Raw genomic sequence first — 25,966 nt, forward strand, 5'->3', positions numbered from 1 at the left:
GTCAGCTGTCGCTGCCGACGGTGACCGCGGTGGCCTCGTCGGTCAGCTCGTCGAGCTCGGACTCCTCGACATCGATGCCGACCAGGTGCGGCCGGGTCAGGGTCAGCACGCCGGCACCGGCCAGCACCGCGGCCGCACCCACCCAGTAGGGCAGGTGCACGTTGACCTGCTCGCCGAGCACCCCGGCCAGCCAGGGTGCGACGGCGGCGCCGCCGAAGCGCAGGAAGCTGTAGGCCGCCGAGGCGACCCCACGTTCGACCGGGGCGGCCTTCATCACGGTCTCAGTGATCAGCGTGTTGTTGATGCCGATGAACAGGCCGGCGATCACCACACCCGATGCCAGGACGGTCTTGGAATCCGTCCACACCGCCATCACGGCCAGTACCGCGGTGAAGGCGATCAGGTTGAGGATGAGCACCCGCACGGTACCGAAGCGGTGCTGCAGTCGCGGGGCGACCACCACCGAGGTGAACGCCAGCGCCAGACCCCAGCCGAAGAAGATCAGCCCGATCTGATGGGCGGTCATGTTCAGCGGGAAGGGGGTGAAGGCCAGCAAGGTGAAGAAACCGAAGTTGTAGAGCAGCGCGGTGACCGCGACGCCGAGCAGTCCGCGATGCCGCAGCGCCCGGAACGGATCGGCCAGCGTGGTGGCACGTTCGGCGCGCGGGGTGGCCGGCAACAGGAACGCGGTGATCACCAAGGCGAAGGCCATCAACGCCGAGACACCGAAGAACGGGCCGCGCCAGGAGATCGAGCCGAGCACGCCGCCGACCAGCGGGCCGATCGCGATGCCCAGGCCCAGCGCCGCTTCATACAGGATGATGGCTTGCGCCACAGAGCCTTTCGCGGAGTTGACGATGGTGGCCAGCGCCGTGGCGATGAACAGGGCGTTGCCCAGGCCCCACAGGGCACGCCAGCCCACGATCTCCATCACGGTGTCGCTCATCCCGGCCAGGCCGGCGCCGGCGATGATGATCACCAGGCCGAGCAGCAGCGTGCGCTTGGGGCCGATGCGGCTGGACACCACGCCGGTGATCAGCATCGCCACACCCATCACCGCCATGTAGCTGGTGAACAGCAATGACACCTGTGACGGTGAGGCGTTGAGGTTGTCGGCTATCGGTTTGAGGATGGGATCGACCAGTCCGATGCCCATGAAGGCGACGACGGAGGCAAAGGCGACGGCCCATACGGCCTTGGGTTGGCGCCACATCAGCGCGGTAACTCCTAACTAATTGTCGTTCGGCAGAGCAGGTTCGTCGCGGTCTTCGAGGATCCGGCGGATGACGTCGACGGCGGCCGTCAACGTCTTGCGCTCGTCGGCGGTCAGTCGCTCGAGCCGCGGGTTGATCGCCGCGGCACGATCGGCCCTGGCCTGCTCCAGGGTTCGCCGTCCCTGATCGGTGATGCCGATCAATACCGCTCGGGCATCGCCGGGGTCGGTGGTGCGCGACACCAGGCCGGCGTCTTCGAGCCGGCGAACCTGGGTGGTCATCGTCGGCTGCGAGCAGTGGTCGAGATAGGCGAGGTCGGAGATGCGTGCCTCGCCCTGGTCCTCAATGGTGGACAGCAGCCGGGCCTGGGCCCATGGCAGCGGAAGTCGGGTGCGTTGGGTGGCCAGCCGATTCAACCGGGCGACGACCGACAACAGGTCGGCGCCGAGTTCGGTGTTGTCGGTTACCGTGACATCCTTGGTCGGGGTCGGCATGCCCACCATATTTACATAGATTTACTATGTAGTCTAGTCATCCGGCGTGCTGTCGGTCACACGACGGGCAACCGACGGCCGCGATCGCGGCTGGCAGAATCGAACGATGACCGCGATATCCCCGGCGACGACGCCTCGGCGCGGCCTCACCCCAGGCGAGCTTGCACAGGCTTCGGTGATGGCGGCCCTCTGTGCGGCCACGGCCATCATCGCCGTGGTGGTGCCGTTCGCCGGCGGGCTCTCGGTGCTGGGAACCGTGCCCATGGGCCTGCTGGCCTACCGCTACCGGCTGCGGGTGCTGCTTGCGGCCACCGTCGCCGCGGCCACGATCGCCTTCTTGATCGCCGGCATGGGTGGAGCGATGACCGTCGTCGACTGTGCCTACATCGGCGGGCTGACCGGGGTGGTCAAGCGTCGCGGACGCGGCACCGGCACCGCGTTCGGCGCCGCCATTGTGGCCGGGGCGCTGTTCGGAGCGGCGATCATCGTGGCGCTCACCGTCCTGACCAGGCTGCGCAGCCTGATCTTCGACTCGCTGTCGGCAGGCATCGAAGGGATCGCCAAGGTCCTCGAGCGGATCCCGGTCCTCGACGTCGCGGCCGAACCGCTGCGGAACACCTTCGCCACGATGCTCGACTACTGGCCGGTGCTCATGCTGTTCCTCGGCATCACCAGCATCACTACGGTCAGCATGATCGGCTGGTGGGCGCTGTCGCGCATCCTGGCCCGGCTGCTCGGCGTTCCGGACGTGCACAAACTCGATTCCGGTGACGAGGACGAGCAAGCCGCCGTCGGTCCCGTGCCGGCCAGGCTGACCGACGTGCGGTTCCGCTACCCCGGGGTCGAGCGCGACGCGCTGGGCCCGGTGTCGATGGAACTGCAGCCCGGCGAGCACGTCGCGGTGACCGGGCCCAACGGCTCGGGCAAGACCACGCTGATGCTCATGCTTTCCGGCCGCAAACCGACCTCGGGCACCATCGAGCGGGCCGGCGCCGTGGGCCTGGGGCGCATCGGTGGCACCGCAGTGGTGATGCAGCATCCGGAAAGCCAGGTGCTCGGGACCCGGGTGGCCGATGACGTGGTGTGGGGTCTGCCCGCCGGCGCGACGGTTGACGTCGAGCGGCTGCTGGCCGAAGTGGGGCTCGACGGCCTGGCCGAACGAGACACCGGGGGATTGTCCGGCGGGGAACTGCAGCGCCTCGCGGTGGCCGGGGCATTGGCCCGCGAACCCTCGCTGCTGATCGCCGACGAGGTCACCAGCATGGTCGATCAGCGGGGGCGCGACACCTTGATGAACGTGTTGTCCGGCCTGACCGATCATCACCAGATGTCACTGGTGCACATCACGCATTACAACGACGAGGCCGACTCCGCCGACCGGACCGTGACGCTCAGCGGCAACGGCGGCACCGCCGACAACACCGACATGGTGCAGACCTCCGCGGTGCCCGTGGCAGCCACGCATGCCGCTCCCAGTGCCGCGCCGGTGCTGGAGCTGACCGGCGTCGGGCACGAATACGCCAGCGGAACCCCTTGGGCGAAAACGGCTTTGCGTGACATTACGTTCACCGTCAACGAGGGCGACGGCGTCCTGGTGCACGGCCTGAACGGCTCCGGAAAATCGACCCTGGCCTGGATCATGGCCGGGTTGACGGTGCCCACCTACGGTGCCTGCCTGCTCGACGGGGTTCCGGTGGCGCAGCAGGTGGGCTCGGTGGCGATCTCGTTCCAGGCCGCCCGGCTGCAATTGATGCGTAGCACCGTCGGACGTGAAATCGCCTCGGCCGCAGGTTTTTCGCCGCGGGATGACGAGCGTGTGGCGGGCGCACTGGAGATGGTCGGTCTCGATGCGGCGCTGGCACAGCGCCGCATCGACCAACTCTCGGGCGGTCAGATGCGTCGTGTCGTACTGGCCGGGCTGCTGGCGCGCTCGCCGCGCGCGCTGATCCTCGACGAGCCGCTGGCCGGGCTGGACGCCGCCAGCCAACGCGGGCTGCTGCGGTTGCTGGAGGACCTGCGGCACAACAACGGTCTGACCGTCGTGGTCATCTCCCACGATTTCACCGGGCTGGAGGGCCTGTGTCCGCGCACGTTGCACTTGCATCAGGGTGAACTCGCCCTGGCCCCGACCCCGGCCGGAGGTGCCCGATGACCGCTCCGACCCAACGCAAGCCCGTCGTGCTGTTGCGTCCGGTGCCCGGCGACAGCGTCATCCACCGATTGTGGGCCGGCACAAAGCTGCTCGCCGTCGCGGGCATCGGCGTGCTGCTGACCTTCTATCCGGGCTGGGTGCCCATCGCGTTCGTCGCGGTGCTGGTCCTGGTGACCGCGCGGCTGGCGCACATTCCGCGGGGTGTGCTGCCGTCGATCCCGTTCTTCCTGTGGATCCTGCTGCTGATCGGCGGGGCGCTGGCCGCCCTCGCCGGTGGCTCCCCATTCGTGGACATCGGGTCGGTGCAACTCGGCTTGGGCGGGCTGCTCAACTTCCTGCGAGTGACCGCGCTGGCGATCGTGCTGCTGGGGCTCGGTGCGCTGGTGTCCTGGACGACGAACGTCGCCGACATCGCCCCCGCGGTGGCCACACTGGGTCGCCCGCTCCGGCTGCTACGCATCCCGGTGCACGACTGGGCGGTGACGATCGCGTTGGCGCTGAGGGCGTTCCCGATGCTGATCGACGAGTTCCGCACCCTTTACGCCGCGCACCGGCTGCGCCCCGTCGAACCCGCCGAGACATTCCGCGCGCGGCGCAAGCAACGGGTCGCCAACCTGGTCGACCTGCTGGCCGCCGCCGTCACCGTGGCACTGCGCCGAGGGGACGAGATGGGTGATGCCATCACCGCCCGCGGCGGGGCCGGTCAGATCTCGGCGGCTCCGTCACGGCCCCGGCGGCGGGACTGGATCACCTTCGCCATTCTCGTTCTGGTCTGCGGCAGCGCCCTGGCGCTGGAGCTGACCGTCCTGCCCACCAGCCTGCCGCGCCGCTGACGGCTGCCCGCGCCGCGGCCGGGTCAGCCGGATCACGGCCACGATGATCACTGCCGCGATGACGACGGCGGCCAACCACGGCAGGAGCAGGCCGAACAGCATCACGGCCCCCGATGCCACCGACACCAGACCGTGCCAACCGCGCTCGACCTGCCCCCAGAAACCCTGATACTGCGGGGCCGGGCCGCCGATCTGCTCGGCGGTGATGTCGAGATTGACCGTGCTGTAGTCGATTTGATCGCCGAGCTGCGTGCGCTGTGCGCGCAGGCTGTCGAGATCGGCCTGACGTTGCGACAACGCGTCCTCGGCCTTGACCAGCGCCTCGGGATCCTTGGCGTCACGCATGATCCCCAGCAGTCGGTCGACCGAGGTCTGCAGTGCCTTGATGCGGGCGTCGAGATCTACGCGCTGGGAGGTCACGTCCTCGGCGCGAACCTCGACGGTCTGGACGGTGCCGAGCTTCTTGAACTCGTCGAGCGTTCCTTCGAGTTTGGCGGCAGGCACCCGCAGCGCCAGGGCGATGTGGGCCCGGCCGGAACTGGAGCCCGCGTCCTCGGAGCGGCTGTCGACCCGGCCGCCGGCATCGGCCGCCAGCGATACGGCCTTGTCCGCGACTGCCGTCGGATTGCCCGTGGTGATCGACATCGACGCGGTCTTGACGATGTCGCGTTTGACCTCGGTGGGTACCGGCGCTTCCTTGAGCCCGGCGCCGCCCTCGGGTGCCGGGGCGAAACCGGAGTCACTCTGCGGCGCCGCCGGTGACGTGGAGTTGGGCGATTCCCCGGCCGCGCAGGCCGGCGCGGCGGCCAACATGGCCGCGGCGAACAGCGCCACGACCAGGCGGCGGTGGCGGGATGCACTGGTGTGCTGGGACATCAGCCCAATGTAGGCGATATTCAGGGAGGTCAGGGGTTGATCTCGGGGCACCGTCAGCGGGCGGCGGCGGAATTGGCCGCCCACTGCGCATCGGCCAGTGACTTCTCCACATCGCGGCGGCCGAGGAACATCTCGTCGAAATACGGCTTGAGGGCCTGGAATCCGGCCGGGAAACCCGCCGCGCCCGGAGCCGGGATGCGCGGCCCGTGCAGCACCCGGAAGAAGGGGCTGACATCGACTCCGCGGGCTTTCCAGTAGTCGCGGTAGACGGGTTGGGCCCGCAGCACGGCCGGGATGGCGGCGCCCTTGGAGCCGAGGTACTCGTTGCCACGCTTGCTGCCTATCCAGGCCAGCACATCGCGGACCGCATCGGGATGGCGGGTCGCCGAGTTCGCCGCCGCGGCAATGCCATTGGTGACGCTGACCCGGCCCTTGGGCCCGGCCGGCAGCATCGCCACGCCCCACCGGAACCGGACCTGGTTCGCGATGGCGGCCAGGTTGTAGGTGCCGGACTGGAACAGGCCCATCCTGCCCTGCAGGAACATGTTGCGGGAGAAGTCCCCGTTGTTGTTGGTGGCCGAGGCCGGCGGGGCGACGTGATCGTCGTTGATCAGCCGCACCAGATAGGTGAACGCCTCGACGGCCTGCGGGTTGTCGAAAGCGAAGCGGTCGCCGATGTTGAAGATGCCGCCCGCCGAGCCGATGTAGTTGAGGTAGATGCCCTGAAGATCGTTGGCGGCGTTGTAACCCCACTGCCGGATCCGGCCGGCGTCGAATCCCTCGGTCCCGGCGGCACGGCCCTGTTCGTCGACGGTGAGCCTGGCCGCCAGTGACCGAAGGGTGTCGTCGGGCCCGTTCGACCACCGCATCGTGGTCAGGTCGGCGAGGTCCACTCCGGCGGCGTCGAGCAGGTCGGCGTTGAAGTACACCGCGATACCGGCATCGGTCAGCTGCGGAACGGCCCACAGGGCGTCGTTGCGGGTGAACTGGTTGACCACCGAGGGTTCCCAGGCACGGGCGGCGTTGGCGCCCAATGTCTGTCCGATGTCGAGCAGCCGGCCGTTGTCGGCATACCCGGCGAGGTAAGCATTGGACAGCCAGAAGATGTCATCGGCGCTGCCGCCGGCCACATCGGTGCGCAAGCTGTCGAAGTAGGACGAATAGGCGACGGTGTTGACCCGCACCTCGATGTCGGGATGCTCCTTGCTGAACTCGGCGAAGGACTCCCGGTAGGCCGCCGCAACCTGCGGGTCCCACAGGCGCACGGTGACCACGGTGCGGCCCTCGGGTTCGGTCGTGCGGCCCAGCAGCATCGCGGCCACCAGCAGCACGGCCATGGTGAGCGCCAGACCCGCGGCCAGCAGGGTCGAGCGGCGGGGCCTCATGCCTGCCTCCGGTCGCGAGATCGACAATATGGTCGTTGCCGCCTCCTCGATTTCACGACCACTGCGTTGATCTCGGCGCTCATTTGATCCCCGTCACGACGATCGAGCGGACGATGTTGCGCGAGAACGCGATGAACAACACGATCAGCGGGACGATCGCCACCGTGGTCGCCGCCATCACCAGCGTCCACTGCGCGTTGTACTGCGTCTGCAGTCCGGCCGTCGCCACGGTGATCACCTGCCACTTGCTGCCGCTGGTGATCACCAACGGCCACAGGAAGTTGTTCCACTGGCTGACCACGGTGATCAACGCCAGGGTGACCAGGATCGGCCGGCTGGCCGGAATCACGACATGGGTGATCACGTCGAGGGTGTGGGCGCCGTCGAGGCGGGCCGCGTTGATCAGGTCGCGCGGAATCGACCGAAAGTACTCACGCAACAGGAAGATCGCGTACGGCGAGCCGAACATGAACGGCAACACCAGCGCCCAGAAGGTATTGCGTAGTCCGGCCTCGGCCATCATCAGATACAGCGGCACCACGGTCACCGTCGCGGGCACCATCAGCGTCGCGATATAGACCCAGAACAGCGCATCGCGGCCGGGAAACTGCAGCCGGGCAAAGGCATAGGCGGCCAGCACCGAGAACACCAGTTGGCCCAGCAGGATGACGGCGGTCATCAATGCGGTCACCACAACGGCGCGCCCGAATCCGGCGTCGGACAGCCCGACGTAGTTCGCAATCGTCGGCGGTGTGGGCAGCGACAGCGGGGGATCGGTGGCGAACTGCTCGGCGGAGGTGAAGGAGGTGAGCAATCCGAGTCCGAAGGGCAGCAGGGTGATCGCCGCGCCGAGGAGCAGCCCCACGTAGATCAGTGCGTTACGTGAGGTCATAGCTGATCCTGCGACGGAAGTAGATGTGCTGCAGCAACGTGATGCCGACGAGGATGACGAACAGCACGATGGCCATCACCGAGGCACGGCCCACGGCCGCGGCGCCGAACGCCTCGGCGTAGATGCGATGGGCGACCAGATCCGTGCGACCTTGCGGCCCGCCTGCGGTCAGCGCGTACACGGTGTCGAATACCTGAGCTGCGCTGACGATTCCGGTGACCAGGACGAAGAACATGGTCGGGCGCAGCATCGGCAGCGTGATGTGGCGGAACCGTTGCCAGTCGGTGGCACCGTCGGTGCGGGCGGCGTGGTGGACATCGGCCGGGATGTTGAGAATGCCGGCCAGGAAGAACAGCGTCACGTAACCGACGTTGGTCCACACCACCACGGCCGACACCACCGGCAGCGCCAGGCCCGGATCGGTGAGCCAGTCCACCTGCCGGCCCAGCACCGTGCTCAGCGCTCCGTCCGTGGGAGCCAGGATCCATTTCCACAACACCGCGATGGCCAGCGGTGCGCAGATCCACGGCAATACGTACACGGTCCGGAAGAACCCGGTGCCGGGGAGTCCGCGGGCCAGCAGCGACGCGGCGATCAACCCCAGCACGGTCTGCGCCGGCACCACGAGCAACACGAACAGCAGCGTCACCGCCAGCGATGTGGCGAACGCCGAATCGGTGAGCACCGACGCCCAATTGTCCAGTCCCACATACTCGATCGGGCCCAGCAGGTCCCACCGCTGCAGGCTCAGCCAGATCACCACGAGCATGGGAAGCAACAGGAACGTGACCACGCCGAACAGGCTGGGGGCGACGAGCGCATACCCCAGGGCGGTGGTGCGGACACGCGAGGTGGCCATCGGGCCATTAAAGCGGGTACTGGCATCCGGACGCCACGCCGGGCGCCGAAGCCCAACAACAACGCCGGAACACCGCTGAGCCATCCCGGCGCGGGAAATTTGCTCAGATGACGTACATCACTTGACGCCCCGGAATCGGAATCGCTGTTTGCCGCTTGTAGCAGGTAACAACGACAGACGGACTGGGGGCCAACTCATGAGCACACCGCAGCGAGCCCGAACGGGCACTTCGATCACCAGGATGGCGCAGTCGGTGCTCTTCGCCACGCTCGCCGTGGCCGCCATGGTCCTCGGTTCGCTGGCCGGCCCGATCGCCGCGGCCAATGCCGCCGACGGGTGTGCCGACGTCGAGGTCGTGTTCGCCCGCGGCACCAACGAGGCACCGGGTGTCGGCGCGACCGGGCAGGCGTTCGTCGACGCACTCACCGCCGACCTGCCCGGCAAATCGATCGACGTGTACGGGGTGAACTACCCCGCATCGCTGAACTTCGGCCAGGCCGCCGACGGCGTCGCCGACGCCAGCAACCGGATCCAGTCGATCGCCACCAACTGCCCGGCGACCAAGATCGTGCTCGGCGGCTACTCACAGGGCGCCGCGGTGGCCGGTTACACCACCGCAAGCAGCGTGCCCGCCGGATTCGTCCTGCCCGCCGGGATCAGCGGCCCGATGCCGGCATCCGTCGCCTCCCACGTCGCGGCCGTGGCCCTGTTCGGCACACCTGACGACTTCGTCCTGGGCCTGGCTGACCGCAGCGCACCGCCCATCGCCATCGGCCAGCCGTATGCGGCCAAGACCATCCAGCTGTGCGCGCCCGGCGATCCGATCTGCTTCCCCGGCGGCCTGAACCGCGCCGCGCACAGTTCCTACAAGGACAACGGGATGGCGATCCAGGCAGCTGATTTCGCGGCCCGCCAGCTCGGTGGTGCGGCTCCCTCGGCGCCGGTGGTGCAGACCGCGGGCGAGGTCGACGGGAACTGAACCGACTGAACAACACGCCGTCGGCCGGAAGCAGAACGCTTCCGGCCGTCAGCGCTCGAGCTGACGGAATCCCGCGACGGTGTCGGCCAACGTGATTCGCGGATCCCGGTAGGTGACGCCGAGATCGCGTTCGCTCGGTGAGTCGTCGGAGGCGGGCATCTGTGTGTAGTACTGCATCCCGGCCTCGGTGAACGGTGTCTGGAACGGCAGGAACGGGCCCATCCGGTCGAGCACCTGACCGGCCACGCGCAGGACGGTGTCGGGCACCGGGACGGCGAACATGGTCTTCTCGCCGACCTCGGTGAGCAGTTTGGCCAGCTGATCCACCGGAATGCGATGTCCGCCCGCCATATAGCGGCGGGGCCCACGCCCGGGGTCCAACAGCGCGACATGCAGGGCGGCCAGGTCACGACCATCGACGATGGTCCAGGCCGCGCTGCGCCCCGGGATCGCGCCGAGCTGCAGTGCGGCGGCCACACCCTCGCCGGCTTCACCGAACTGATTGCCGACCGGCGGGCCCATCACCATGCCGGGATAGGTGATGTTGACCGGCGCGCCGGCGTCCTGCATTCCGCGGGCATAGATTTCGACCTGGGCCTTGGACCGGCCGTAGCCGTCGGTACCGCCGAACACCGGCAGGTCGGCTTCCAGCGTCTCCACGTCGGGATTGAACAGCGCGGTGATGCTCGATACGTGGATGATCGGGTCGAGCCCGAGTTCCACGGCGCCGCCGAGCACGTTCCGCGCACCGTCCATGTTGGTGCTCATCATCTGCGCGGTCTGGCCGGGGTCGGTCGCCACCAGCGCGGCACTGTGCAGGACCGCATCACAGCCGTCAAGGGCACGCAGAACCGAGTCGCGGTCGGTGATGTCGCCGACGGCGTGGTCGGAGACGTCGACCCCCAGCTTGGCGACACTGGTGTGCAGACGGTCCGGGTTGCGCACCAGGAAACGGACGGAATGACCGGCGTCGGCAATCGCTTTCGCACTCCAGCCGCCCACAAATCCGGTACCGCCGGTGACCAACACACGCATGACGCGAACCTCCTGGCGAACGAACGACGTCGCACCGACGCTAGTACGTCGAGCGTCGTCAGGAAGCGGTTTTGTCGGCTCAGCCCGGCTCAGCCTCCGCGAAGCTCCGCAAGTTCCTTCATATTCGCCAAACCCTGCTCCTGCGCCTCGTTGAGAAACTCCGGTAGCGGGGCCCGCAGTTCGGGCAGCACCTCGTTGTCCAGAAGTGCCTGCAGATCAGCCTGTTTGGCGTTGCGGCCGGCCTGGTTGTCGAGCTCTTGGATACCTGAATCTGTTGTGTAGTCGTACAACTCGTGGTGGACAGGCCGCGAGGGGTCGATGTCCATGGTGCCGGGCTTCCAGTACGTGTACATGCCGAGCTTGGCCTGGGGTGTCCGCACGGCGACGATGTGGCTGGGTGCGGAGGTGGGGATCTCGGTGGGCGGGCCGTCGGCGCCGAAGAACTTCTTGGCCAGTGGGGATTTCATCAAGGCGGCCATCTCTTCCACCGACATGTCGTCAGTGGCGTGTGCGATCCAGGGCCGCCCGGGTGCGGCGGCATCGGCGGCGATGCCGGCGATGTCCGCGCGCCCGGCCAGGTAGGAGTACCGCGAGTCGGCGCGCCAACTGGTCCCGCCGTGGGCGACAGTCAACAGCAGCGCCGCCAGGTCAGCGCTCGAGGTGAGCTGCGTGCGGGTGGCGCCCGCGTCAGGTGTCAGATGACCTGACGGGTCCCGGATGTAGAGGGGCACCCGGATGCTCTCCTCATACACGGCGGCGCCCTTGCCGCGCAGGCCATGTGAGCCGGCGTACTCGCCGTGGTCGGAGGTGAACACGACGATCGTGTTGTCGTCGATCTCCGGGCGGGCCGCGAGAGTGTCGAGTACCCGCCCGATCTGGGTGTCCACCTGCTGATGCAGCCACAGGTACATGTCGAGGCAGCGCGCCCATTGCGCGGCAGCCTCGGGCCCGGTGTAGTCCATCGCGCCGGTCATCAGCGGCGACATGAAGTTCATGTAGTCGATCTGCAGCTGGGGCTTGCCGCGGCGGCGTAGATCGTCGGCGGTTTCGAAGTTCACCGGATGAGAGTTGAACCGGTGTGGAACATCTTCCGGCAGAGGGTTTTTCGGCCACCAGCAGATGTCGTGTGGGTTGACCAGCGACACGGTGGTGCACCAGGGACCCTCGCTCGCGTGGGCGTCGAACCAACCGGCGAACTGATCGACGATCGACGGGTCCTGCTGCAGGCCCTGGTTCGGTGCGCCGTTGGGGGACGGATAGGTGCCACCGGAGAAGCCGTGGACGTCCAGGCCGTCGGGCGTGTTGTCGGCCGCGCTGCCCAGGTGCCATTTGCCCCACCACCAGGTTCGGTAGCCGGCGTCGCGCAGCATCGTGCCCCAGGTGGGGAATCGGGCCGCCAGCGTCGACTCCGTGGGCCCCTCACCGGTGTACAGGCACCCGGTCTGGTGCGAGTACAGGCCGGTGGTCAGCACCCCGCGCGACGGTGTGCACATGTTCGACGCGCTGTAATGCGAAGCGAATGAGGTGCTGCGCGTCCGGAGCCGGTCGAGGTTCGGGAGCAGCGCGCCGAGTTGTTCGGTGTCGGGGAACCACTGGGGTGCCCGCATCTGGTCGACGATGACGACGAGGATGTTGGGCTGGGCGGTCGCGCCCGGCGTTCGCCTGCCCAGTAGTTCATAACCGCCGAATCCCACGGCGGCCGCACCGGCGGCCACCGCCGCACCGCCCAGGACCGTCCGCCTGCTGAGCTCTGCCATCCAGTCAGGTTAAGAGGTCATCCTGAGAACACCGTTTAGTGTGGGGAATCATGACAGCCCAGCGACGTGTGGACGCCGATTTCCTGGAGCTGCCCCGGTTCGAGTTGGCCGACGCGGCGTTGTCCGCGGCGGCCGCGGCCGGCGCCAGCTATGCCGACCTGCGGATTCACCGCATCACCACCGAGATCATCCAATTACGCGACGGCGAGTTGGAGATGTCCGTGGTCAACCGCGAGATCGGCCTGGCGGTACGGGTGATCGTGGACGGCGCGTGGGGATTCGCCTCCCATGCCGAGCTGGCGCCTCAGGTGGCCGCCGAGACGGCGCGGCGCGCGGTGCAGGTGGCGACGACGCTGGCGTCGCTGAACGCCGAGCGCATCGAATTGGCAGCCGAACCGGTCTACACCGACGTTTCGTGGGTGTCCGACTACGGCGTCGACCCGTTCGCCGTGCCCGCGGCGGACAAGATCGCCCTGCTCGGCGAGTACTCCGGCCGGCTGCTGGCGGCCGACGGCGTCGACCATGTGTCGGCGGGAGTGCATGCGGTCAAGGAGCAGACCTTCTACGCCGATACTTTCGGGTCATCGATCACCCAGCAGCGGGTGCGGGTGATGCCGACCATGGAGGCGGTGGCTGTCGACTCCGCCGCCGGAAGCTTCGAGACCATGCGTACGCTGGCCCCGCCGACGGCGCGTGGCTGGGAAGCCCTTGCCGGTGATGACGTGTGGGACTGGACCTCTGAGCTGGCCGAGCTGCCGACGCTGCTCGCCGAGAAGACCAAGGCCCCGTCGGTTGTCGCGGGTCCCACCGACCTGGTGATCGACCCGTCCAACCTGTGGCTGACGATCCATGAATCCATCGGGCACGCCACCGAATACGACCGGGCGATCGGCTACGAGGCGGCCTACGCCGGCACGTCGTTCGCCACTCCGGACAAGCTCGGCACCATGCGCTACGGCTCACCGGTGATGAACGTGACCGCTGACCGTACCGTCGAATTCGGTTTGGCCACTGTTGGTTTCGATGACGAGGGGGTGCGCTCGCAGAGCTGGGACCTGGTGCGCGACGGCGTCTTCGTCGGCTATCAGCTGGACCGGGTGTTCGCGCCGCGCCTCGGCCAGGCCCGCTCCAACGGTTGCTCGTATGCCGACTCGCCCCACCATGTCCCGATCCAGCGGATGGCCAATGTGTCGCTGCAGCCCGGCCTGGAGGATCTCAGTACGGCGGACCTGATCTCACGCGTGTCCGACGGCATCTATGTCGTGGGCGACAAGTCCTGGTCAATCGACATGCAGCGGTACAACTTCCAGTTCACCGGCCAGCGGTTCTACCGGATCCGCGACGGGCGGCTGGACGGGCAGCTGCGGGACGTGGCCTACCAGGCCACCACCACCGATTTCTGGGGCGCGATGGAAGCCGTTGGCGGGCCGTCCACCTGGCGCCTCGGCGGGGCGTTCAACTGCGGCAAGGCCCAGCCCGGGCAGGTGGCCCCGGTCAGCCACGGCTGCCCGAGCGCCCTGTTCCGCGGCATCAATGTACTGAACACCCGGACGGAGGGCGGCCGATGATCGGCGCACAGCAGGTCGTCGACATCGCCCTGGGTGCAGCGGATCCCGGCACGGAGACCATCGTTCTGGTCACCGACCGGGCCGATGCCTCGCTGCGGTGGGCCGGAAACTCGATGACCACCAACGGCGAGACGGTCAGCCGCACCGTCACGGTGATCTCGATCGTCCGCCGCGGTGACAAGGCGCATGTCGGATCCGTGCGGTCCACCGAAGTGGATCCGGCGGTGATCCCAGAACTGGTGGCCGCCGCGCAGCGGGCCGCGGCGTCCTCGCCGCAGGCTCGCGACGCCGCGGCGCCGTTACCGGGCACCGGAGTACCGGCGGATTGGGATGCCCCGGTGGTGGGCACCGGCGCACAGGTGTTCACCGGCATCGCCGGCGATCTCGCCAAGGGCTTCGCCGGCTCCGACCAGCTCTACGGATACGCCCGCCACGTCATGGAGACCACGTTCGTGGCCACCTCGACGGGCCTGCGCCGTCGTTACACCCAGCCGACCGGGTCGGTGGAGATCAATGCCAAGCGCGACGGCGCGAGTGTCTGGGCCGGAGTGAGCACCGCGGATTTCGTTGATGTGCAGGTGGATTCACTGCTCGATGAGCTGTCGTTGAAGCTGGGATGGGCGCAGCGGACGGTGGAACTGCCCGCCGGCCGGTACGAGACGCTGATGCCGCCGTCCACGGTGGCCGACATGATGATCTATCTCACCTGGGCGATGGATGGTCGCGGCGCGCAAGAAGGGCGCACCGCGCTATCGGCGCCCGGTGGGACGCGGGTCGGGGAGAAGCTCACCGATCTGGGACTGACGCTGTACTCCGACCCGTTTGCGGCAGAGTTGGCCTGCCAGCCGTTCGTCGCGGTACCGAGTTCCTCGGAGCGGGTGTCGATCTTCGACAACGGCATGGACATCGGCCGGGTGGACTGGATCCGCGACGGGGTGGTCAATGCGCTGGCGTACCCGCGGGCCGTGGCCGCCGAATACGGCACACCTGTCGCGGTACCGGCCGACAACCTGCTGATGACTGGTGGCACAACTGAATTGGCCGACATGATCGCCGGCACCGAGCGTGGTCTGCTGCTCACCACGCTGTGGTACATCCGCGAGGTCGACCCTACGGTGCTGCTGCTGACCGGGCTGACCCGGGACGGCGTCTACCTGATCGAGGACGGCGAGGTGACCGCGGCAGTGAACAACTTCCGGTTCAACGAGAGTCCGCTGGACCTGTTGCGGCGCGCCGGCGAGGCCGGGATCAGCGAGGTCACCCTGCCGCGCGAGTGGGGTGACTGGGCCACCCGCGCGGCCATGCCGACGCTGCGGATCCCGGACTTCCACATGTCCTCGGTGAGCCGAGCGCAATGAGGTAAGAGTGTTGTCCCAACGGCAATTCACGGTGTACGGCCCGTCGCACTGGGTCGCCATCGCCGTGTTTGCCGCCGGGGCGGTGCTGCTGGTCTGGCTCGGCCGCCGCCAAACCGAACATCAATCCCGGATGTGCGGCCGCATCCTGGGCACGGTGACGGCCGTGATCTACGTCGCGATGCTGATCTACACCCTGATCCCGCCGTCGATCGACCGGTCGGTGCCGCTGCGGTTGACCGACCTGGCCACCGTCGTCGGGGCGTACGCGCTGTGGTCGCAACGGCAGTGGGCGTATGTGCTGACCTACTACTGGGGTCTGGTGCTGAGCACCCAGGCACTGATCTCCCCGGTGCTCAAGAGCCCGGACTTCCCGCACTACGAGTTCCTGGCCTTCTGGTCGATCCATCTGCTGGTGGTCTGGGCGGCAATCTATTTGACCTGGGGTCGCGGGATGAGCCCCGACTGGCGCAGCTATCGGCTCGTGGTGTCGGTGACGGCGGTGTGGGCGCTGGGAACGATGACGTTCAACGCGATCGCCGGAACCAACTACGGGTTCCTCAACGCCAAACCCGCGACCGCGTCACTACTCGACCTGATGGGCCCCTGGCCGGTCTACGTACTGGTGGCCAGCGTCCTGGTGGCCGGGGTGTGGGCGCTCATGACGTGGCCATGGGTACCTCGGCGGTATCGCGCCCGCTGAGCCGGTCGTCCCACACCCGCAGCACTTCCGCGGAGGTACGTGGCGTCAGCAGACTGACCACGATGTAGGTGATCAGGCTGGACACCAGGCCGTAGTAGATGGGCTCGTTGGCCAGCACGTCGCCGACGACTGCCATGGTGCCCAAGGTGACCAGCGTGCCGACCGCCATCGCGGCCAGCGCACCGGCACCGGTGGCCCGCTTCCACAGGAAGCCGCCCAGGATCGGTACCAGCAGCCCACCGACGAGGATGTCGTAGGCGATGGTCAGCGCACCGACCACATCGTTCAGTAGTGCGGCGATGACGATCACGATGACTCCGAGCACCGCGACGTAGCGGCGGTCGGAATGCACGTCCACTTCCGGGTTCTCGCTGTCGTCGCCGGTGGCGGCGGGCTTGCCGAGCAGGCGTGCCAGCATCGGCTTGATGTCGGTGCGGGCCACCGTGGCGGTGGCGATCAGGGCGCCCGACGCGGTCGACATCATCGCGGCGACGGCGGCGGCCAGCACGAGGCCGCTGATGCCGACGGGCAGAATCGCCTCGGCGATCTGGGCGTACACGTCGTCCTTGGCTTCGATGTCGGGCATGAAAGTCGATGCGGCCATGCCGATCAGCGCCCCGGCGATGCCGTACAGCACGCAGTAGAGCGCGGCTGTCGTCCCACCCCAGCGGGCGACCTGCGGGGAGCGCGCGGTGAACACCCGCTGCCAGATGTCCTGTCCGATGAGCATTCCGAAGCTGTAGACGACGAAGAACGTGATGATGGTCTCGGTGCCGATCGCGGTGAGGTCGAACACTGCGTCGCCGGCGCGTTCCCGGATGCCGTCGAACCCGCCGGCCTTGTTCCAGGTGAACGGCAGCAGCAGGAAGAACACCCCGATGGTCTTGAGGATGAACTGGACCATGTCGGTCAGCGTGATGGACCACATGCCGCCGATCGCCGAGTACAACATGACGACCATGCCGCCGATGACCACGGAAAGCGTTCGGCCCGTGCCGAACAGCACGTTGAACACCGTCGCGTAGGCGATGGTCGAGGTGACCGACAGCATCAGGGTGTAGGCCGCTATGACGACCCCGGAGGCCGAGGTGGCGTCGACGCCGTAGCGCAGGCTGAGCATCTGCGCGACAGTGTAAACCCGCAGGCGCTGAATGGGTCCGGCGAAGAACAGGCTCAGCGCCAGCAGGCCGACGGCGATCGCCACCACCAGCCACATGCCGGAGATGCCCCACTTGTAGCCCAGGCCGACGCCGCCCACCGTCGAGGCACCGCCGAGCACGACGGCGGCCATGGTGCCGGTGTAGAGCGTGGGCCCGAGACGGCGGCCTGCGACCAGAAAGTCGGCGGAATCCTTGGTGCGGGTCTTGCCCCAGAATCCGAAGGCGAGCATCGCGAGCAGATAGATGACGACGATCGCGATATCGACTGGTTTACCCACGATGTCAATCCTTCGGTCAGAGGTGAGTGGGGGCGAACATGCTGAGCATTGCGGGCAGCACGACGACAGATGGGCCGTCGGTGCCGAACGTGGCGGCCACGATCTCGCCGACGGTGCCGGGTGTGGCGGTATGCGCGGGAATGCCGAAACTCTCTGCGAGCCGGGCGAAGTCGGGGCGGGCCAGTTCGGTCGCGGTCGCCGTGCCGAACTCGGCGGTCATGTACTCCCGCAAGATGCCGTAACCGCCGTCGTCGACGATCAGCCAGGTGACGTTGGCGTCGTGCTGGCGGGCAGTGGCCAGTTCGGCGATCGAGTACATGCCGCCACCGTCACCCGACACCGCGAAGGTGCGGTCGCCGGTGGCGATCGCCGCGGCCAGCGCGGCCGGGAAGGCGAAGCCCAGGCCGCCGGCGCCCTGCGCGGAATGGAAGGCGCCGTCCTGTGGGTCCCATGCCGACCAGGCCCAGTATCCGGCGATCGTCATGTCCCAGAAAGTGTGGGTCCCTGACGGCACGGCGGCCCGGAGATCGGCCATGAGTTGCAGTTCGGTGGCCAGATCCTGCCCGGCGAGCCTGTTCTGCACCGCTTTTCGAAGCTCGGTGGCCTGCGTCGCCCCCGCGGCAGTGTCACGGGTGTCAACGTTCTCGGTCAGCGCACGCATGGCGTGGGCGGCATCGGCATGGATGGCCAGGGCGGGGTGGTTGGCCTCCAGCACACGGGCCTCGGCGTCGATGTGGATCAGCCGGCCGCGCGGTGCAAAGGTGAAGTAGTTGCTGGTGACCTCACCCATCGCGGTACCGACGGCCACCAGCACGTCGGCGTTTTCCAGCATCTCGGTGGTGTAGCGGTCCTCGATCCACGACGCGGCCGACAGTGGGTGGTCGAAGGAGATGGCGCCCTTACCGCCGACCGTGGAAACCACCGGGGCACCCAGTTTTTCGGCCAAGGCCACCAACGCCTCCGGGCCGCCGCCCGAGCGGCGCACGCCGCCGCCGGCCAAGATGACCGGCCGCTGTGCGGTGTTCAGCAGCGCGGCGGCCTCCTGGATCAACTCGGGGCGCGGGGCACGTTGGGTCGGCGTCACCTCGAGCGCGGCCACCGGCGGCACCGTCGTCGGCTCCAACAGCACATCCTGCGGGATTTCCACCCACGTCGGCCCGGCCGGGGCGGTCTGTGCCAGCGTGTAGGCGTCGGCGATCAGGCTGGGAATCTCTGCGGCCTGCCGCACCGTGGCAACGCTTTTCGTGACGTTGACCGCGCTGGCCTTCTGATCGTCGAGCTGGTGCAGCATGCCTCGACGCAGGCCCACGCCGGAGCGCGGCACCTGGCTGGCGATCACGAGCAGCGGCACCCCGGTGGCGTAGGCCTCCTGGAGTGCGCCCAGCGCGGTCAGCGCGCCGGGCCCGGTGGACAAGAACAGCACACCGACTTCGCCGGTGACCCGGCTGTAGCCGTCGGCGCCGAACGCCGAGTTGTTCTCCACCCGCGAGCTGACAAACCTCAGTTCACTGCGCCGGATGGCATCGAACAGACCCAGCGCGTTCTGGCCGGGGATGCCGAACACATGCGAGACCTCCAGCGCGGTAAGGGTTTCGACGACGAGGTCGCCGCCGTTACGCATCGGGCCCCAAAGCCAGCAGGGACACCAGGTCGTAGGCGACATGCGACGCGGCCACACCGGTGATCTCGGCGTGGTCATAGGCGGGGGCCACCTCGACCACGTCGGCGCCGACCAGGTTGAGTCCTCGGAACCCGCGCAGGATCTCCAGCAGCTCGCGGCTGGTCATGCCGCCGGCCTCCGGGGTGCCGGTGCCGGGGGCGTGGGCCGGGTCGAGCACGTCGATGTCGATCGACACGTACACCGGACGGTTGCCCAGGCGCCGTCGCAGCTTGTCGACGACCTCGCGTACGCCTTGGTAGTACACGTCGGAGGAGGTGACGATGCCGAACCCGAACCGGCGGTCGTCCTCCAGGTCCTTCTTGCCGTACAGCGGGCCGCGGGTGCCCACGTGTGACAGCGCCTCGGTGTCGAGAATGCCCTCCTCGACGGCGCGCCGGAACGGGGTGCCGTGGGTGTATTCGGCACCGAAGTAGGTGTCCCAGGTGTCCAGGTGGGCATCGAAGTGGACCAAAGCGACCGGGCCGTGCTTGGCAGCGGCGGCGCGCAACAGCGGCAGCGCGATGGTGTGGTCACCGCCGATGGTCACCAGTTTGGTGCCGTCGGAGGTGAGGTCGCGAGCCGCGCCTTCGATGGTCTCGATGGCCTCGTGAATGTTGAAGGGGTTCACCGCGATATCGCCGGCGTCGGCGACCTGGATGAGTTCGAAGGGGGACACGTCCATGGCAGGGTTGTACGGACGCAGCAGCCGCGAGGACTCGCGGACGTGGGTGGGGCCGAACCGGGCGCCCGGCCGGTAGGAGACGCCCGAGTCGAAGGGGACCCCGGCCACGACGACGTCGGCCTTGGTCACTTGGTCCAGACGCGGCAGGCGGGCGAAGGTGGCCGGACCGGCGAAGCGGGGGATCTTCGATGCGTCGACGGGGCCGATCGGGGCGGTCATGCGGTCACTTCCTCTGCGGTTGCGGCGTTCAGAATCTGAGGCGAATGTGATGTGCGTTACGGTAAACCCGCAGCTCAGGACATGCAATCGATTCGATCGGAACTGTGCACTCTCTGGTGTCGATATGACGGTCGTAGACGTCACATCGGTCGGAAAACGATCTGGTGAGCGGATGTGGCCATCTTTATGCCGGTACATTTGTGTGGAAAATTTCTTGGCTCATTTTCAGGCGGTGCCGCGATGGACGAGGTTGACGAGGCGATCATCAGCCTGTTGGAGGGCGACGGGCGGCTGACTCACCGCGATATCGCACAGCGCGTGGGACTGTCGCGATCGGCGGCGGCTGCCCGGACACAGCGCCTCATCGATGGCGGGCAGGTCGTGATCCGCGGTGTCGTGCATCCCGCGGTGCTCGGCCGCGGCGCGCTGGCCCATGTGAGCGTGCTGGTCGATGGACCGGTGGCGCGGATCGCCACCACCCTGGCGCGGCGCGTCGACGTGGCCTTCCTGTCACTGACGAGCGGTGCCTACGGCTTGATCGCGGAGGTGCGGGTCGGGTCGATCCGCGATATCGACGGCGTGATCGCCGAGTTGCGCGCGATGGCGGGAGTGGTGGGTGTCGACACGCTCACCTACGTCGAGGTGCTGCGCGACGTCGTCGGACCCGTCGGTGATGTCAGCGTCGAGGTCGACGATCTGGATCTGGCCCTGCTGCGCGCCCTCCAGGATGACGGACGCGCCTCCTACGTCGATCTCGCCGAGACGGTGGGGCTTTCACCCGCCGGTGCGCGACGTCGGGTGGTGCGGCTGCTCGAATCGCAGGTGGTGCGCGTCGGGGCGGTCGTGCGGCATTCCGGGCAGGATCGGCAGAGTGCGCTCGGACTCGGTATCCGGCTGACCGGAGCCGGGGACGAGGTGGTGGCGGCCCTGCTGAGCATGCGGTCGGTGATCTTCGTGGCCCGCACGCTGGGCCGGTTCGATCTATTGGTCACGGTGCGGGCGTTCTCGGCCGCGCAATTGGTCGAGATCCTCGACGCCGTGCGTGCCCTGCCCGGCGTCGGTGTCGTCGACAGCTGGGTACATCTGGACGTGGTCAAGGAGAGCTATGCCTCGGGTCTGGACGTCTTGGAATCGGGGTCCGCGTAACCACACGGGGCCGGGCGCCTTGGTGGATACTGCCGGTGTGTCTGCCGATCTGCTCAGCGAGTTGACGCATCTGGTCGCGTTATCGCCACCTAAGTTGGCCGATATCAACGCCGACGTGCGTGAGGTGTGCGCGTCGACGCTCGGGTTGCCGCCCGTGCCGGCGGAAACCCGCGGCGGCTGCGTCGACCCGATGGTCACCGAGTTCGCCGAGCAGTTCAGCATCGACGTCACCGGTATCAACAACGCCCAGCGGGCCGCGTTTGCCGATCTGCTCGGGCCCGACGTGTTCACGGTGACGACGCTGATCTATGTGGCCGACTTCGTACCGCGGATGCGCGCCGGGTTTTCCGCGCTGGAGGTGGACTGGCCCGCCGATGACGTGGTGTGGGATCACGACACGAATCCGGCGGACTATGTGTTGGACACCTTCGTCCCCGCCATCGGGCGGATGCGGGCGCTGGACCCGGTGACCTCTGAGATCGTGCGGCTGCGCGGGGCCCGTCAGCACAACTGCCGGCTGTGCAAGTCGCTGCGGGAGGCCACCGCGCTCGAGGCCGGTGCCACCGAGTCCGACTACGACGGTATCGACGACTTCGAGAACTCCGACCTGTCCGACCGGCACAAAGCCGCGCTGCGATACGTCGACGCACTGATCTGGACTCCCGCTCAGGTATCGGGTGATGAACTGCGCCAGCACTTTTCGCAGGACGAGGCGGTCGAGCTGACCCTGGACGTGATGCGCAACGCCTGCAACAAGGTGGCTGTCGCGCTGGGCGCCGACGCCGCCCGCGTCGACGAGGGCACCGAAGAGTACCGGTTGGGCGCTGACGGCCAGCCGATCTACAGCTGACCGTCGGCGTCTCGGGAGCGACGCCTTCAGCGAATCGCAGACCTCACGTCGAAAACGGCGCAAGCAATTCCAGGACGCCGTCGACTTCGTCCTCGGTGGTCACCCACGAACAGACGAACCGCACGGCGGGCAGCAGCGGGTCGGGGCGGTGGACGGCGTAGCCGGCCGAGACCGCAGCGTAGGCAGCAGGTTCGAGGTCGACGAAGACTTCGTTGGCCTCGGTAGGAGAGGTCAGCGTCAGGCCGAGAGCCTGAAAGCCCGCGCTGAGCCGGGTGGCCATCCGGTTGGCGTGGGTGGCGGTCCGCAGCCACAGCCCGTCGTGCAACATCGCCTCGAACTGAGCCGCGATGAATCGTTGCTTGCTGGCAAGGTGGCCAATTTGCTTCTGCACGAAGTGGATTCCGTCGAACGACTTGGGGCGGCGCACCAGGATCGCGTCCCCCATCAGCATGCCGTTCTTCGTGCCGCCGACCGTCACGATGTCGGCGTCGGCAATGGCATCCGGCGCGGAGATGTCCAGCGCGGCAACCGCATTGCCGATGCGAGAGCCGTCGACGTGCACCAGCAGATCGAGATCGTGGGCGTGGTCGATGAAGTCCTTGATGGCCTGCGGAGTCCAGACGCGGCCGTTCTCGGTGGACTGGGTGATCGTGACGATGCGTGGCTGTGAGTGATGGACCGGCCCGCGGCGTGCCACCTCGATGTCGAGCACGGCCGGGTCGATCAGACCGTTGTCACTGCGCAGCTTTGTCACCGGCGCACCGGACAGCCGGACCGGGCCACCGGCCTCGTCGACCAGTGAGTGGGCAATGTCGCTGCACAGGATCTCCTGCCACGGCCGCACAGCGGAGGCCAGCGCGATGACGTTGGCCGCCGTCCCGGTGAGGGCGAACAGCACCTCGGCATCGGGGGAGTCGAACGTGGTCTTGACGGCCTCGGCCGCGCGCTGGGTGGCGGGATCGTTGCCGTAGGACGCGACGGAGCCGTTGTTGGCCGCGACGATCGCGTCGATCACCGCCGGGTGCGCGGGTGCGGCGTTGTCCGAGGCGAACGCGTGAGAAGGCACGTCCGCCATGATCCCACCGACCAGCCAGACGACCACGGCCGCCGCGATCCAGGAGCCGAGGCCAGGACCAGCGCGCTGAACGTAACCACCTCAGGCCGGTCTGCCGCCCTCATTGGCATCTGCGCCTGCGGCGTATGCGACCATATTGCCGCGCAGCTGCGTATGGGGCGGTAGCTCAGTTGGTTAGAGCCGGGGACTCATAATCCCTTGGTCGCGGGTTCGAGCCCCGCCCGCCCTACTCAAAGACGCCGCCTTCGATCAGGATCATGAGTCCGATTGCCACCAGCACCATCGGCAGCCGGCAACCCCTGCAGCGGCGAAGACCGGAACATATGCGCCGATATTGTCTCCACCAGTAGCGAACGTCACCGTCGCAACTTGCCAGATTCGCGGGCTCCCGAACGCACAGGCTTGCCCCCAGCGCACCGAGCACTGCCACCACAACCGCGAACATGCCTGCCGCCCTGCCGAGCAGTGCGAGTTCCACCCGGCGTGCGCGGAAATGTTCACCCTGGAATTTGATGGTGTTTCGGTAACGGTTTCGGAAAGTCTTCAACCGTTATGACCAATGTTCTGCGTGGAGCATTCCTGCGCTGTTTCCCTGGATTTATCCATTACGGGTCAACATCACCGTGAATCAGATGTGCTGGCGCAGAAATGGGGGGACGACGAATGCGCTTTGCGAACACCGTGATCACCATTGCCGCTGCTTGCGCCCTCGCCGCGGGCTGCGGTCAGTCAACGGAACAAGCGGTCGAGAAAACGTCGGCCAGGCCGATGATCACATCGTTTCCTCCGACGCCGCTGAGACAGAAAACCCTGCCCCGATTGCTGCTTTCGGCCGAACAGATCAATGCGGCAATGGCCGCCGGGGGAATGGCTGTCACGGGTACCGCGTCTCAAATGTCCGATGACAGCGCGACGATGGCGCCCCGTGAGTGCCTCGCAGTCGACGGCGCCGCGCAGGCGCCCGTGTATGCCGACAGTGGATTCACCCACGAGCAAGAGGTGTCGCTGAGCGAGCCGGACGTCCTCGCTCACTACGCCAAGCAGTCTGTGGTTCGCTTCGCCGACGCCGAACAGGCCAAGGCCTTCTACAACTCCTCGGTGCAGCAATGGCCCGCGTGCAAGCACTACACCCACACGCAGACCGGCACTCTGTGGGATGTGGGGCCCATCTCGGTCAAGGACGGCGTGCTGAGCACGGTGGCGACCCAGTCCAACGCCCGGGCGGGTCACCGCCAACAACAACATCGTGGTGGATGTCAATACCTGCAGTGCCAACCCGGCCGATTCCGCTGTCAAGATCGTCAAGCAGATCTCCGCACGGATCGATGCACCGCCTATCGTTTCGTAGGTGTCCGCCGTCGGTCCGCGCCTCGTCACCGGGCTCTCGGAGTCTTTTCCCTCGCGGACTGTGCGGCGGGTGCTAGACAGGAGCCCATGCCTGACGACCAGGGCATCACTCGAGGAGGCCTGTATGGCATGGGATTTCAGCACTGAACCGGAGTTCCAGAAGAAGCTCGATTGGGTCAAGCAGTTCTGTGAGGACAAGGTCGAGCCGCTCGACCACGTCTTCCCGTACGCGGTGCGCTCACCCGATCCGGTGGTGAAGTCCTATGTCCGCGAGTTGCAACAGGAGGTCAAGGATCAGGGTCTGTGGGCCATTTTCCTGGACCGGGACCTCGGCGGCCCCGGCTTCGGGCAGCTCAAGCTCGGCCTGCTGAACGAGATCATCGGACGATATGCCGGGGCGCCGCACATGTTCGGAGCGTCGGCTCCTGATACCGGCAACATGGAGATGCTCGCCGCCTACGGCACCGACGAACAAAAAGAACGCTGGCTGGTTCCACTGCTCAACCAGGACCTGTTCTCGGCGTACTCGATGACCGAACCGCAGGGCGGTAGCGACCCCAGTCTGTTCAAGACGCACGCCGTGCGGGACGGCGATGAGTGGGTGATCAACGGCGAGAAGTGGTTCACCTCAGCGGGACGGGTCGCCGACATTCTGTTCGTGATGTGTACCAACGGCATGTTCGTGGTGCCGCGCTCGACGCCGGGTGTGGAGATCATGCCCGAGCCGCGAAACCACAACCACATCGTCTACCGCGACGTTCGGGTGCCGCTCGACCACTTGCTCGGCCCGGAGGACGGGGCAAAGGTATTGGCGCAGAGACGCCTTGGCGGCGGACGGATCCACCACGCCATGCGCACCATCGCTCAGTGCAACCTGGCGTTCGACATGATGTGCGAGCGGGCTCTCAGCCGGCAATCCCACGGCAAGCTGATATCCGAACATCAGATGGTGCAGGAGAAGATCGCCGAGTCCTACGCGATGATCAAGATGCTGCGGCTGTTCGTGCTGGAGACGGCGTGGAAGATCGACCACACCTCGACCCAGGAAGCACGCACCGAGATCGCCGCCGTCAAGTTCACCATGGCGAAGGTGCTGCGTGACGTGTCGTTCAATGCCCTGCACATTCTGGGTTCGCTTGGCACCACCGATCTCACGCCCATTCAGGCGATGTACGCAGGTGCCCCGACCATGGGCATCGCCGACGGCGTCGACGAGGTGCACAAGGCCACCGTGGCGCGCCGGGTGCTCCGGGATTACCACCCGCACGAGGGAAATTTCCCAACCGAGTTCATCCCGTACAAGCGCGAAGAAGCCCGTAGGAAGATGGAGCCCGTGCTGGCTGCCAGACCCGATCTGGCCGCTTCCGCCGAGGCTTACCAGAAGTATTTCGAACGCCACCGTTGAGCCGATCGCTCCGGCTCCGGCGCACGCTCAGAAACCACCGGC

General features: G+C 67.3%; 22 protein-coding genes and 1 tRNA gene. 11 read left to right on the forward strand and 12 right to left on the reverse strand.

Features of this window, described 5'->3' with window-relative positions:
- Position 1: 1 nt before the first annotated feature.
- Complete coding sequence (locus tag BN2156_RS02360) at positions 2-1,213, reverse strand: MFS transporter (protein ID WP_090509836.1); 1,212 nt, start codon at positions 1,211-1,213, stop codon at positions 2-4.
- Positions 1,214-1,231: 18 nt separating this feature from the next.
- Complete coding sequence (locus tag BN2156_RS02365; RefSeq protein WP_407661591.1) at positions 1,232-1,708, reverse strand: MarR family winged helix-turn-helix transcriptional regulator; 477 nt, start codon at positions 1,706-1,708, stop codon at positions 1,232-1,234.
- Between the two features lie 106 nt (positions 1,709-1,814).
- Here BN2156_RS02365 and BN2156_RS02370 point away from each other — a divergent pair, with 106 nt between their 5' ends.
- Entirely contained in the window at positions 1,815-3,860 is a 2,046-nt protein-coding gene (locus BN2156_RS02370) for an ABC transporter ATP-binding protein (protein ID WP_090515365.1), read from the forward strand.
- Positions 3,857-4,693, forward strand: a complete 837-nt coding sequence (locus BN2156_RS02375) for an energy-coupling factor transporter transmembrane component T family protein (RefSeq protein ID WP_090509838.1) — start codon at positions 3,857-3,859, stop codon at positions 4,691-4,693. The genes BN2156_RS02370 and BN2156_RS02375 overlap by 4 nt, the downstream gene beginning before the upstream one ends.
- Here the strand turns inward: BN2156_RS02375 and BN2156_RS02380 are convergent.
- From BN2156_RS02380 to BN2156_RS02395, 4 genes are all read right to left on the reverse strand, one after another.
- Positions 4,583-5,569 (reverse strand): DUF4349 domain-containing protein, encoded by a 987-nt coding sequence (locus BN2156_RS02380; protein ID WP_090515367.1) that lies wholly within the window; start codon positions 5,567-5,569, stop codon positions 4,583-4,585. The two genes, BN2156_RS02375 and BN2156_RS02380, sit on opposite strands and share 111 nt — an antisense overlap.
- Positions 5,570-5,622: 53 nt before the next feature.
- Positions 5,623-6,954, reverse strand: coding sequence for an ABC transporter substrate-binding protein (locus tag BN2156_RS02385; protein ID WP_090509839.1), 1,332 nt, complete (start codon positions 6,952-6,954; stop codon positions 5,623-5,625).
- A 79-nt stretch (positions 6,955-7,033) separates the two neighbouring features.
- Entirely contained in the window at positions 7,034-7,846 is an 813-nt protein-coding gene (locus BN2156_RS02390; RefSeq protein ID WP_162490715.1) for a carbohydrate ABC transporter permease, read from the reverse strand.
- Positions 7,833-8,705, reverse strand: a complete 873-nt coding sequence (locus BN2156_RS02395) for a carbohydrate ABC transporter permease (protein WP_090509841.1) — start codon at positions 8,703-8,705, stop codon at positions 7,833-7,835. The genes BN2156_RS02390 and BN2156_RS02395 overlap by 14 nt, the downstream gene beginning before the upstream one ends.
- Before the next feature lie 196 nt (positions 8,706-8,901).
- Here BN2156_RS02395 and BN2156_RS02400 point away from each other — a divergent pair, with 196 nt between their 5' ends.
- Complete coding sequence (locus BN2156_RS02400) at positions 8,902-9,684, forward strand: cutinase family protein (protein WP_090509843.1); 783 nt, start codon at positions 8,902-8,904, stop codon at positions 9,682-9,684.
- Positions 9,685-9,732: 48 nt separating this feature from the next.
- Here BN2156_RS02400 and BN2156_RS02405 read toward each other — a convergent pair whose 3' ends face one another.
- Together BN2156_RS02405 and BN2156_RS02410 are read right to left on the reverse strand one after the other, a co-directional pair.
- Complete coding sequence (locus BN2156_RS02405) at positions 9,733-10,719, reverse strand: NAD-dependent epimerase/dehydratase family protein (protein ID WP_090509844.1); 987 nt, start codon at positions 10,717-10,719, stop codon at positions 9,733-9,735.
- 89 nt (positions 10,720-10,808) lie between these two features.
- Positions 10,809-12,476: a sulfatase-like hydrolase/transferase gene (locus BN2156_RS02410; protein ID WP_090509846.1), complete on the reverse strand. Its 1,668-nt coding sequence runs from the start codon at positions 12,474-12,476 to the stop codon at positions 10,809-10,811.
- Between the two features lie 50 nt (positions 12,477-12,526).
- Between BN2156_RS02410 and BN2156_RS02415 the strand changes: the two genes are divergently transcribed.
- From BN2156_RS02415 to BN2156_RS02425, 3 genes are read left to right on the forward strand one after another with little or no spacing between them, the layout of a single operon-like run.
- On the forward strand, positions 12,527-14,044 hold the full coding sequence (locus BN2156_RS02415) for a TldD/PmbA family protein (RefSeq protein WP_090509849.1): 1,518 nt from the start codon (positions 12,527-12,529) through the stop codon (positions 14,042-14,044).
- Positions 14,041-15,402: a metallopeptidase TldD-related protein gene (locus BN2156_RS02420; RefSeq protein ID WP_090509852.1), complete on the forward strand. Its 1,362-nt coding sequence runs from the start codon at positions 14,041-14,043 to the stop codon at positions 15,400-15,402. Before BN2156_RS02415 ends, BN2156_RS02420 begins: the two co-directional genes overlap by 4 nt.
- A 7-nt stretch (positions 15,403-15,409) precedes the next feature.
- The gene (locus BN2156_RS02425) at positions 15,410-16,102 is read left to right on the forward strand and encodes a YwaF family protein (RefSeq protein WP_090509853.1); all 693 of its coding nucleotides are present in this window, start codon (positions 15,410-15,412) and stop codon (positions 16,100-16,102) included.
- Here BN2156_RS02425 and BN2156_RS02430 read toward each other — a convergent pair.
- Genes BN2156_RS02430 through speB form a run of 3 tightly spaced genes read right to left on the reverse strand, consistent with a single transcriptional unit; the run spans position 16,059 to position 20,101 of the window.
- On the reverse strand, positions 16,059-17,540 hold the full coding sequence (locus BN2156_RS02430; RefSeq protein WP_090509855.1) for a sodium:solute symporter family protein: 1,482 nt from the start codon (positions 17,538-17,540) through the stop codon (positions 16,059-16,061). The two genes, BN2156_RS02425 and BN2156_RS02430, sit on opposite strands and share 44 nt — an antisense overlap.
- Positions 17,541-17,556: 16 nt before the next feature.
- Positions 17,557-19,161: a thiamine pyrophosphate-binding protein gene (locus BN2156_RS02435; protein WP_090509858.1), complete on the reverse strand. Its 1,605-nt coding sequence runs from the start codon at positions 19,159-19,161 to the stop codon at positions 17,557-17,559.
- On the reverse strand, positions 19,154-20,101 hold the full coding sequence (speB, locus tag BN2156_RS02440) for an agmatinase (protein ID WP_090509865.1): 948 nt from the start codon (positions 20,099-20,101) through the stop codon (positions 19,154-19,156). Before speB ends, BN2156_RS02435 begins: the two co-directional genes overlap by 8 nt.
- A gap of 240 nt (positions 20,102-20,341) precedes the next feature.
- Between speB and BN2156_RS02445 the strand changes: the two genes are divergently transcribed.
- Both BN2156_RS02445 and BN2156_RS02450 read left to right on the forward strand, forming a co-directional pair.
- Positions 20,342-21,247, forward strand: a complete 906-nt coding sequence (locus tag BN2156_RS02445) for an Lrp/AsnC family transcriptional regulator (RefSeq protein ID WP_090509866.1) — start codon at positions 20,342-20,344, stop codon at positions 21,245-21,247.
- 37 nt (positions 21,248-21,284) lie between these two features.
- On the forward strand, positions 21,285-22,097 hold the full coding sequence (locus BN2156_RS02450) for a carboxymuconolactone decarboxylase family protein (protein ID WP_235625187.1): 813 nt from the start codon (positions 21,285-21,287) through the stop codon (positions 22,095-22,097).
- A 43-nt stretch (positions 22,098-22,140) separates the two neighbouring features.
- Here the strand turns inward: BN2156_RS02450 and BN2156_RS02455 are convergent, their stop codons facing one another.
- Positions 22,141-23,172, reverse strand: a complete 1,032-nt coding sequence (locus BN2156_RS02455; protein WP_210436563.1) for a threonine aldolase family protein — start codon at positions 23,170-23,172, stop codon at positions 22,141-22,143.
- A gap of 155 nt (positions 23,173-23,327) precedes the next feature.
- Here BN2156_RS02455 and BN2156_RS02460 point away from each other — a divergent pair.
- The 3 genes from BN2156_RS02460 (at position 23,328) to BN2156_RS02475 (ending at position 25,924) form a co-directional block, all read left to right on the forward strand.
- A tRNA-Ile gene (locus BN2156_RS02460) sits at positions 23,328-23,401 on the forward strand.
- 434 nt (positions 23,402-23,835) lie between these two features.
- Positions 23,836-24,666 (forward strand): sensor domain-containing protein, encoded by an 831-nt coding sequence (locus tag BN2156_RS31490; RefSeq protein ID WP_407661592.1) that lies wholly within the window; start codon positions 23,836-23,838, stop codon positions 24,664-24,666.
- Positions 24,644-25,924: an acyl-CoA dehydrogenase family protein gene (locus tag BN2156_RS02475; protein ID WP_090509867.1), complete on the forward strand. Its 1,281-nt coding sequence runs from the start codon at positions 24,644-24,646 to the stop codon at positions 25,922-25,924. The genes BN2156_RS31490 and BN2156_RS02475 overlap by 23 nt, the downstream gene beginning before the upstream one ends.
- The last annotated feature ends 42 nt before the right edge of the window (positions 25,925-25,966 follow it).

This window comes from Mycolicibacterium neworleansense, assembly GCF_001245615.1.
In the GTDB taxonomy this organism is placed as follows: Bacteria; Actinomycetota; Actinomycetes; order Mycobacteriales; family Mycobacteriaceae; genus Mycobacterium; species Mycobacterium neworleansense.

Excerpts from the sequence above, each read along its gene's own strand:
- BN2156_RS02455 (WP_210436563.1), bottom strand. The coding sequence starts at position 23,172 with ATGGCGGACGTGCCTTCTCACGCGTTCGCCTCGGACAACGCCGCACCC.
- BN2156_RS02475 (WP_090509867.1), top strand. The coding sequence starts at position 24,644 with ATGGCATGGGATTTCAGCACTGAACCGGAGTTCCAGAAGAAGCTCGAT.
- BN2156_RS02360 (WP_090509836.1), bottom strand. The coding sequence starts at position 1,213 with ATGTGGCGCCAACCCAAGGCCGTATGGGCCGTCGCCTTTGCCTCCGTC.
- BN2156_RS02435 (WP_090509858.1), bottom strand. The coding sequence starts at position 19,161 with ATGCGTAACGGCGGCGACCTCGTCGTCGAAACCCTTACCGCGCTGGAG.
- BN2156_RS02370 (WP_090515365.1), top strand. The coding sequence starts at position 1,815 with ATGACCGCGATATCCCCGGCGACGACGCCTCGGCGCGGCCTCACCCCA.
- BN2156_RS02380 (WP_090515367.1), bottom strand. The coding sequence starts at position 5,569 with ATGTCCCAGCACACCAGTGCATCCCGCCACCGCCGCCTGGTCGTGGCG.
- speB (WP_090509865.1), bottom strand. The coding sequence starts at position 20,101 with ATGACCGCCCCGATCGGCCCCGTCGACGCATCGAAGATCCCCCGCTTC.
- BN2156_RS02375 (WP_090509838.1), top strand. The coding sequence starts at position 3,857 with ATGACCGCTCCGACCCAACGCAAGCCCGTCGTGCTGTTGCGTCCGGTG.
- BN2156_RS02390 (WP_162490715.1), bottom strand. The coding sequence starts at position 7,846 with ATGACCTCACGTAACGCACTGATCTACGTGGGGCTGCTCCTCGGCGCG.
- BN2156_RS02415 (WP_090509849.1), top strand. The coding sequence starts at position 12,527 with ATGACAGCCCAGCGACGTGTGGACGCCGATTTCCTGGAGCTGCCCCGG.
- BN2156_RS02365 (WP_407661591.1), bottom strand. The coding sequence starts at position 1,708 with ATGCCGACCCCGACCAAGGATGTCACGGTAACCGACAACACCGAACTC.
- BN2156_RS02445 (WP_090509866.1), top strand. The coding sequence starts at position 20,342 with ATGGACGAGGTTGACGAGGCGATCATCAGCCTGTTGGAGGGCGACGGG.
- BN2156_RS02420 (WP_090509852.1), top strand. The coding sequence starts at position 14,041 with ATGATCGGCGCACAGCAGGTCGTCGACATCGCCCTGGGTGCAGCGGAT.
- BN2156_RS31490 (WP_407661592.1), top strand. The coding sequence starts at position 23,836 with ATGCGCTTTGCGAACACCGTGATCACCATTGCCGCTGCTTGCGCCCTC.
- BN2156_RS02405 (WP_090509844.1), bottom strand. The coding sequence starts at position 10,719 with ATGCGTGTGTTGGTCACCGGCGGTACCGGATTTGTGGGCGGCTGGAGT.
- BN2156_RS02385 (WP_090509839.1), bottom strand. The coding sequence starts at position 6,954 with ATGAGGCCCCGCCGCTCGACCCTGCTGGCCGCGGGTCTGGCGCTCACC.
- BN2156_RS02400 (WP_090509843.1), top strand. The coding sequence starts at position 8,902 with ATGAGCACACCGCAGCGAGCCCGAACGGGCACTTCGATCACCAGGATG.
- BN2156_RS02395 (WP_090509841.1), bottom strand. The coding sequence starts at position 8,705 with ATGGCCACCTCGCGTGTCCGCACCACCGCCCTGGGGTATGCGCTCGTC.
- BN2156_RS02410 (WP_090509846.1), bottom strand. The coding sequence starts at position 12,476 with ATGGCAGAGCTCAGCAGGCGGACGGTCCTGGGCGGTGCGGCGGTGGCC.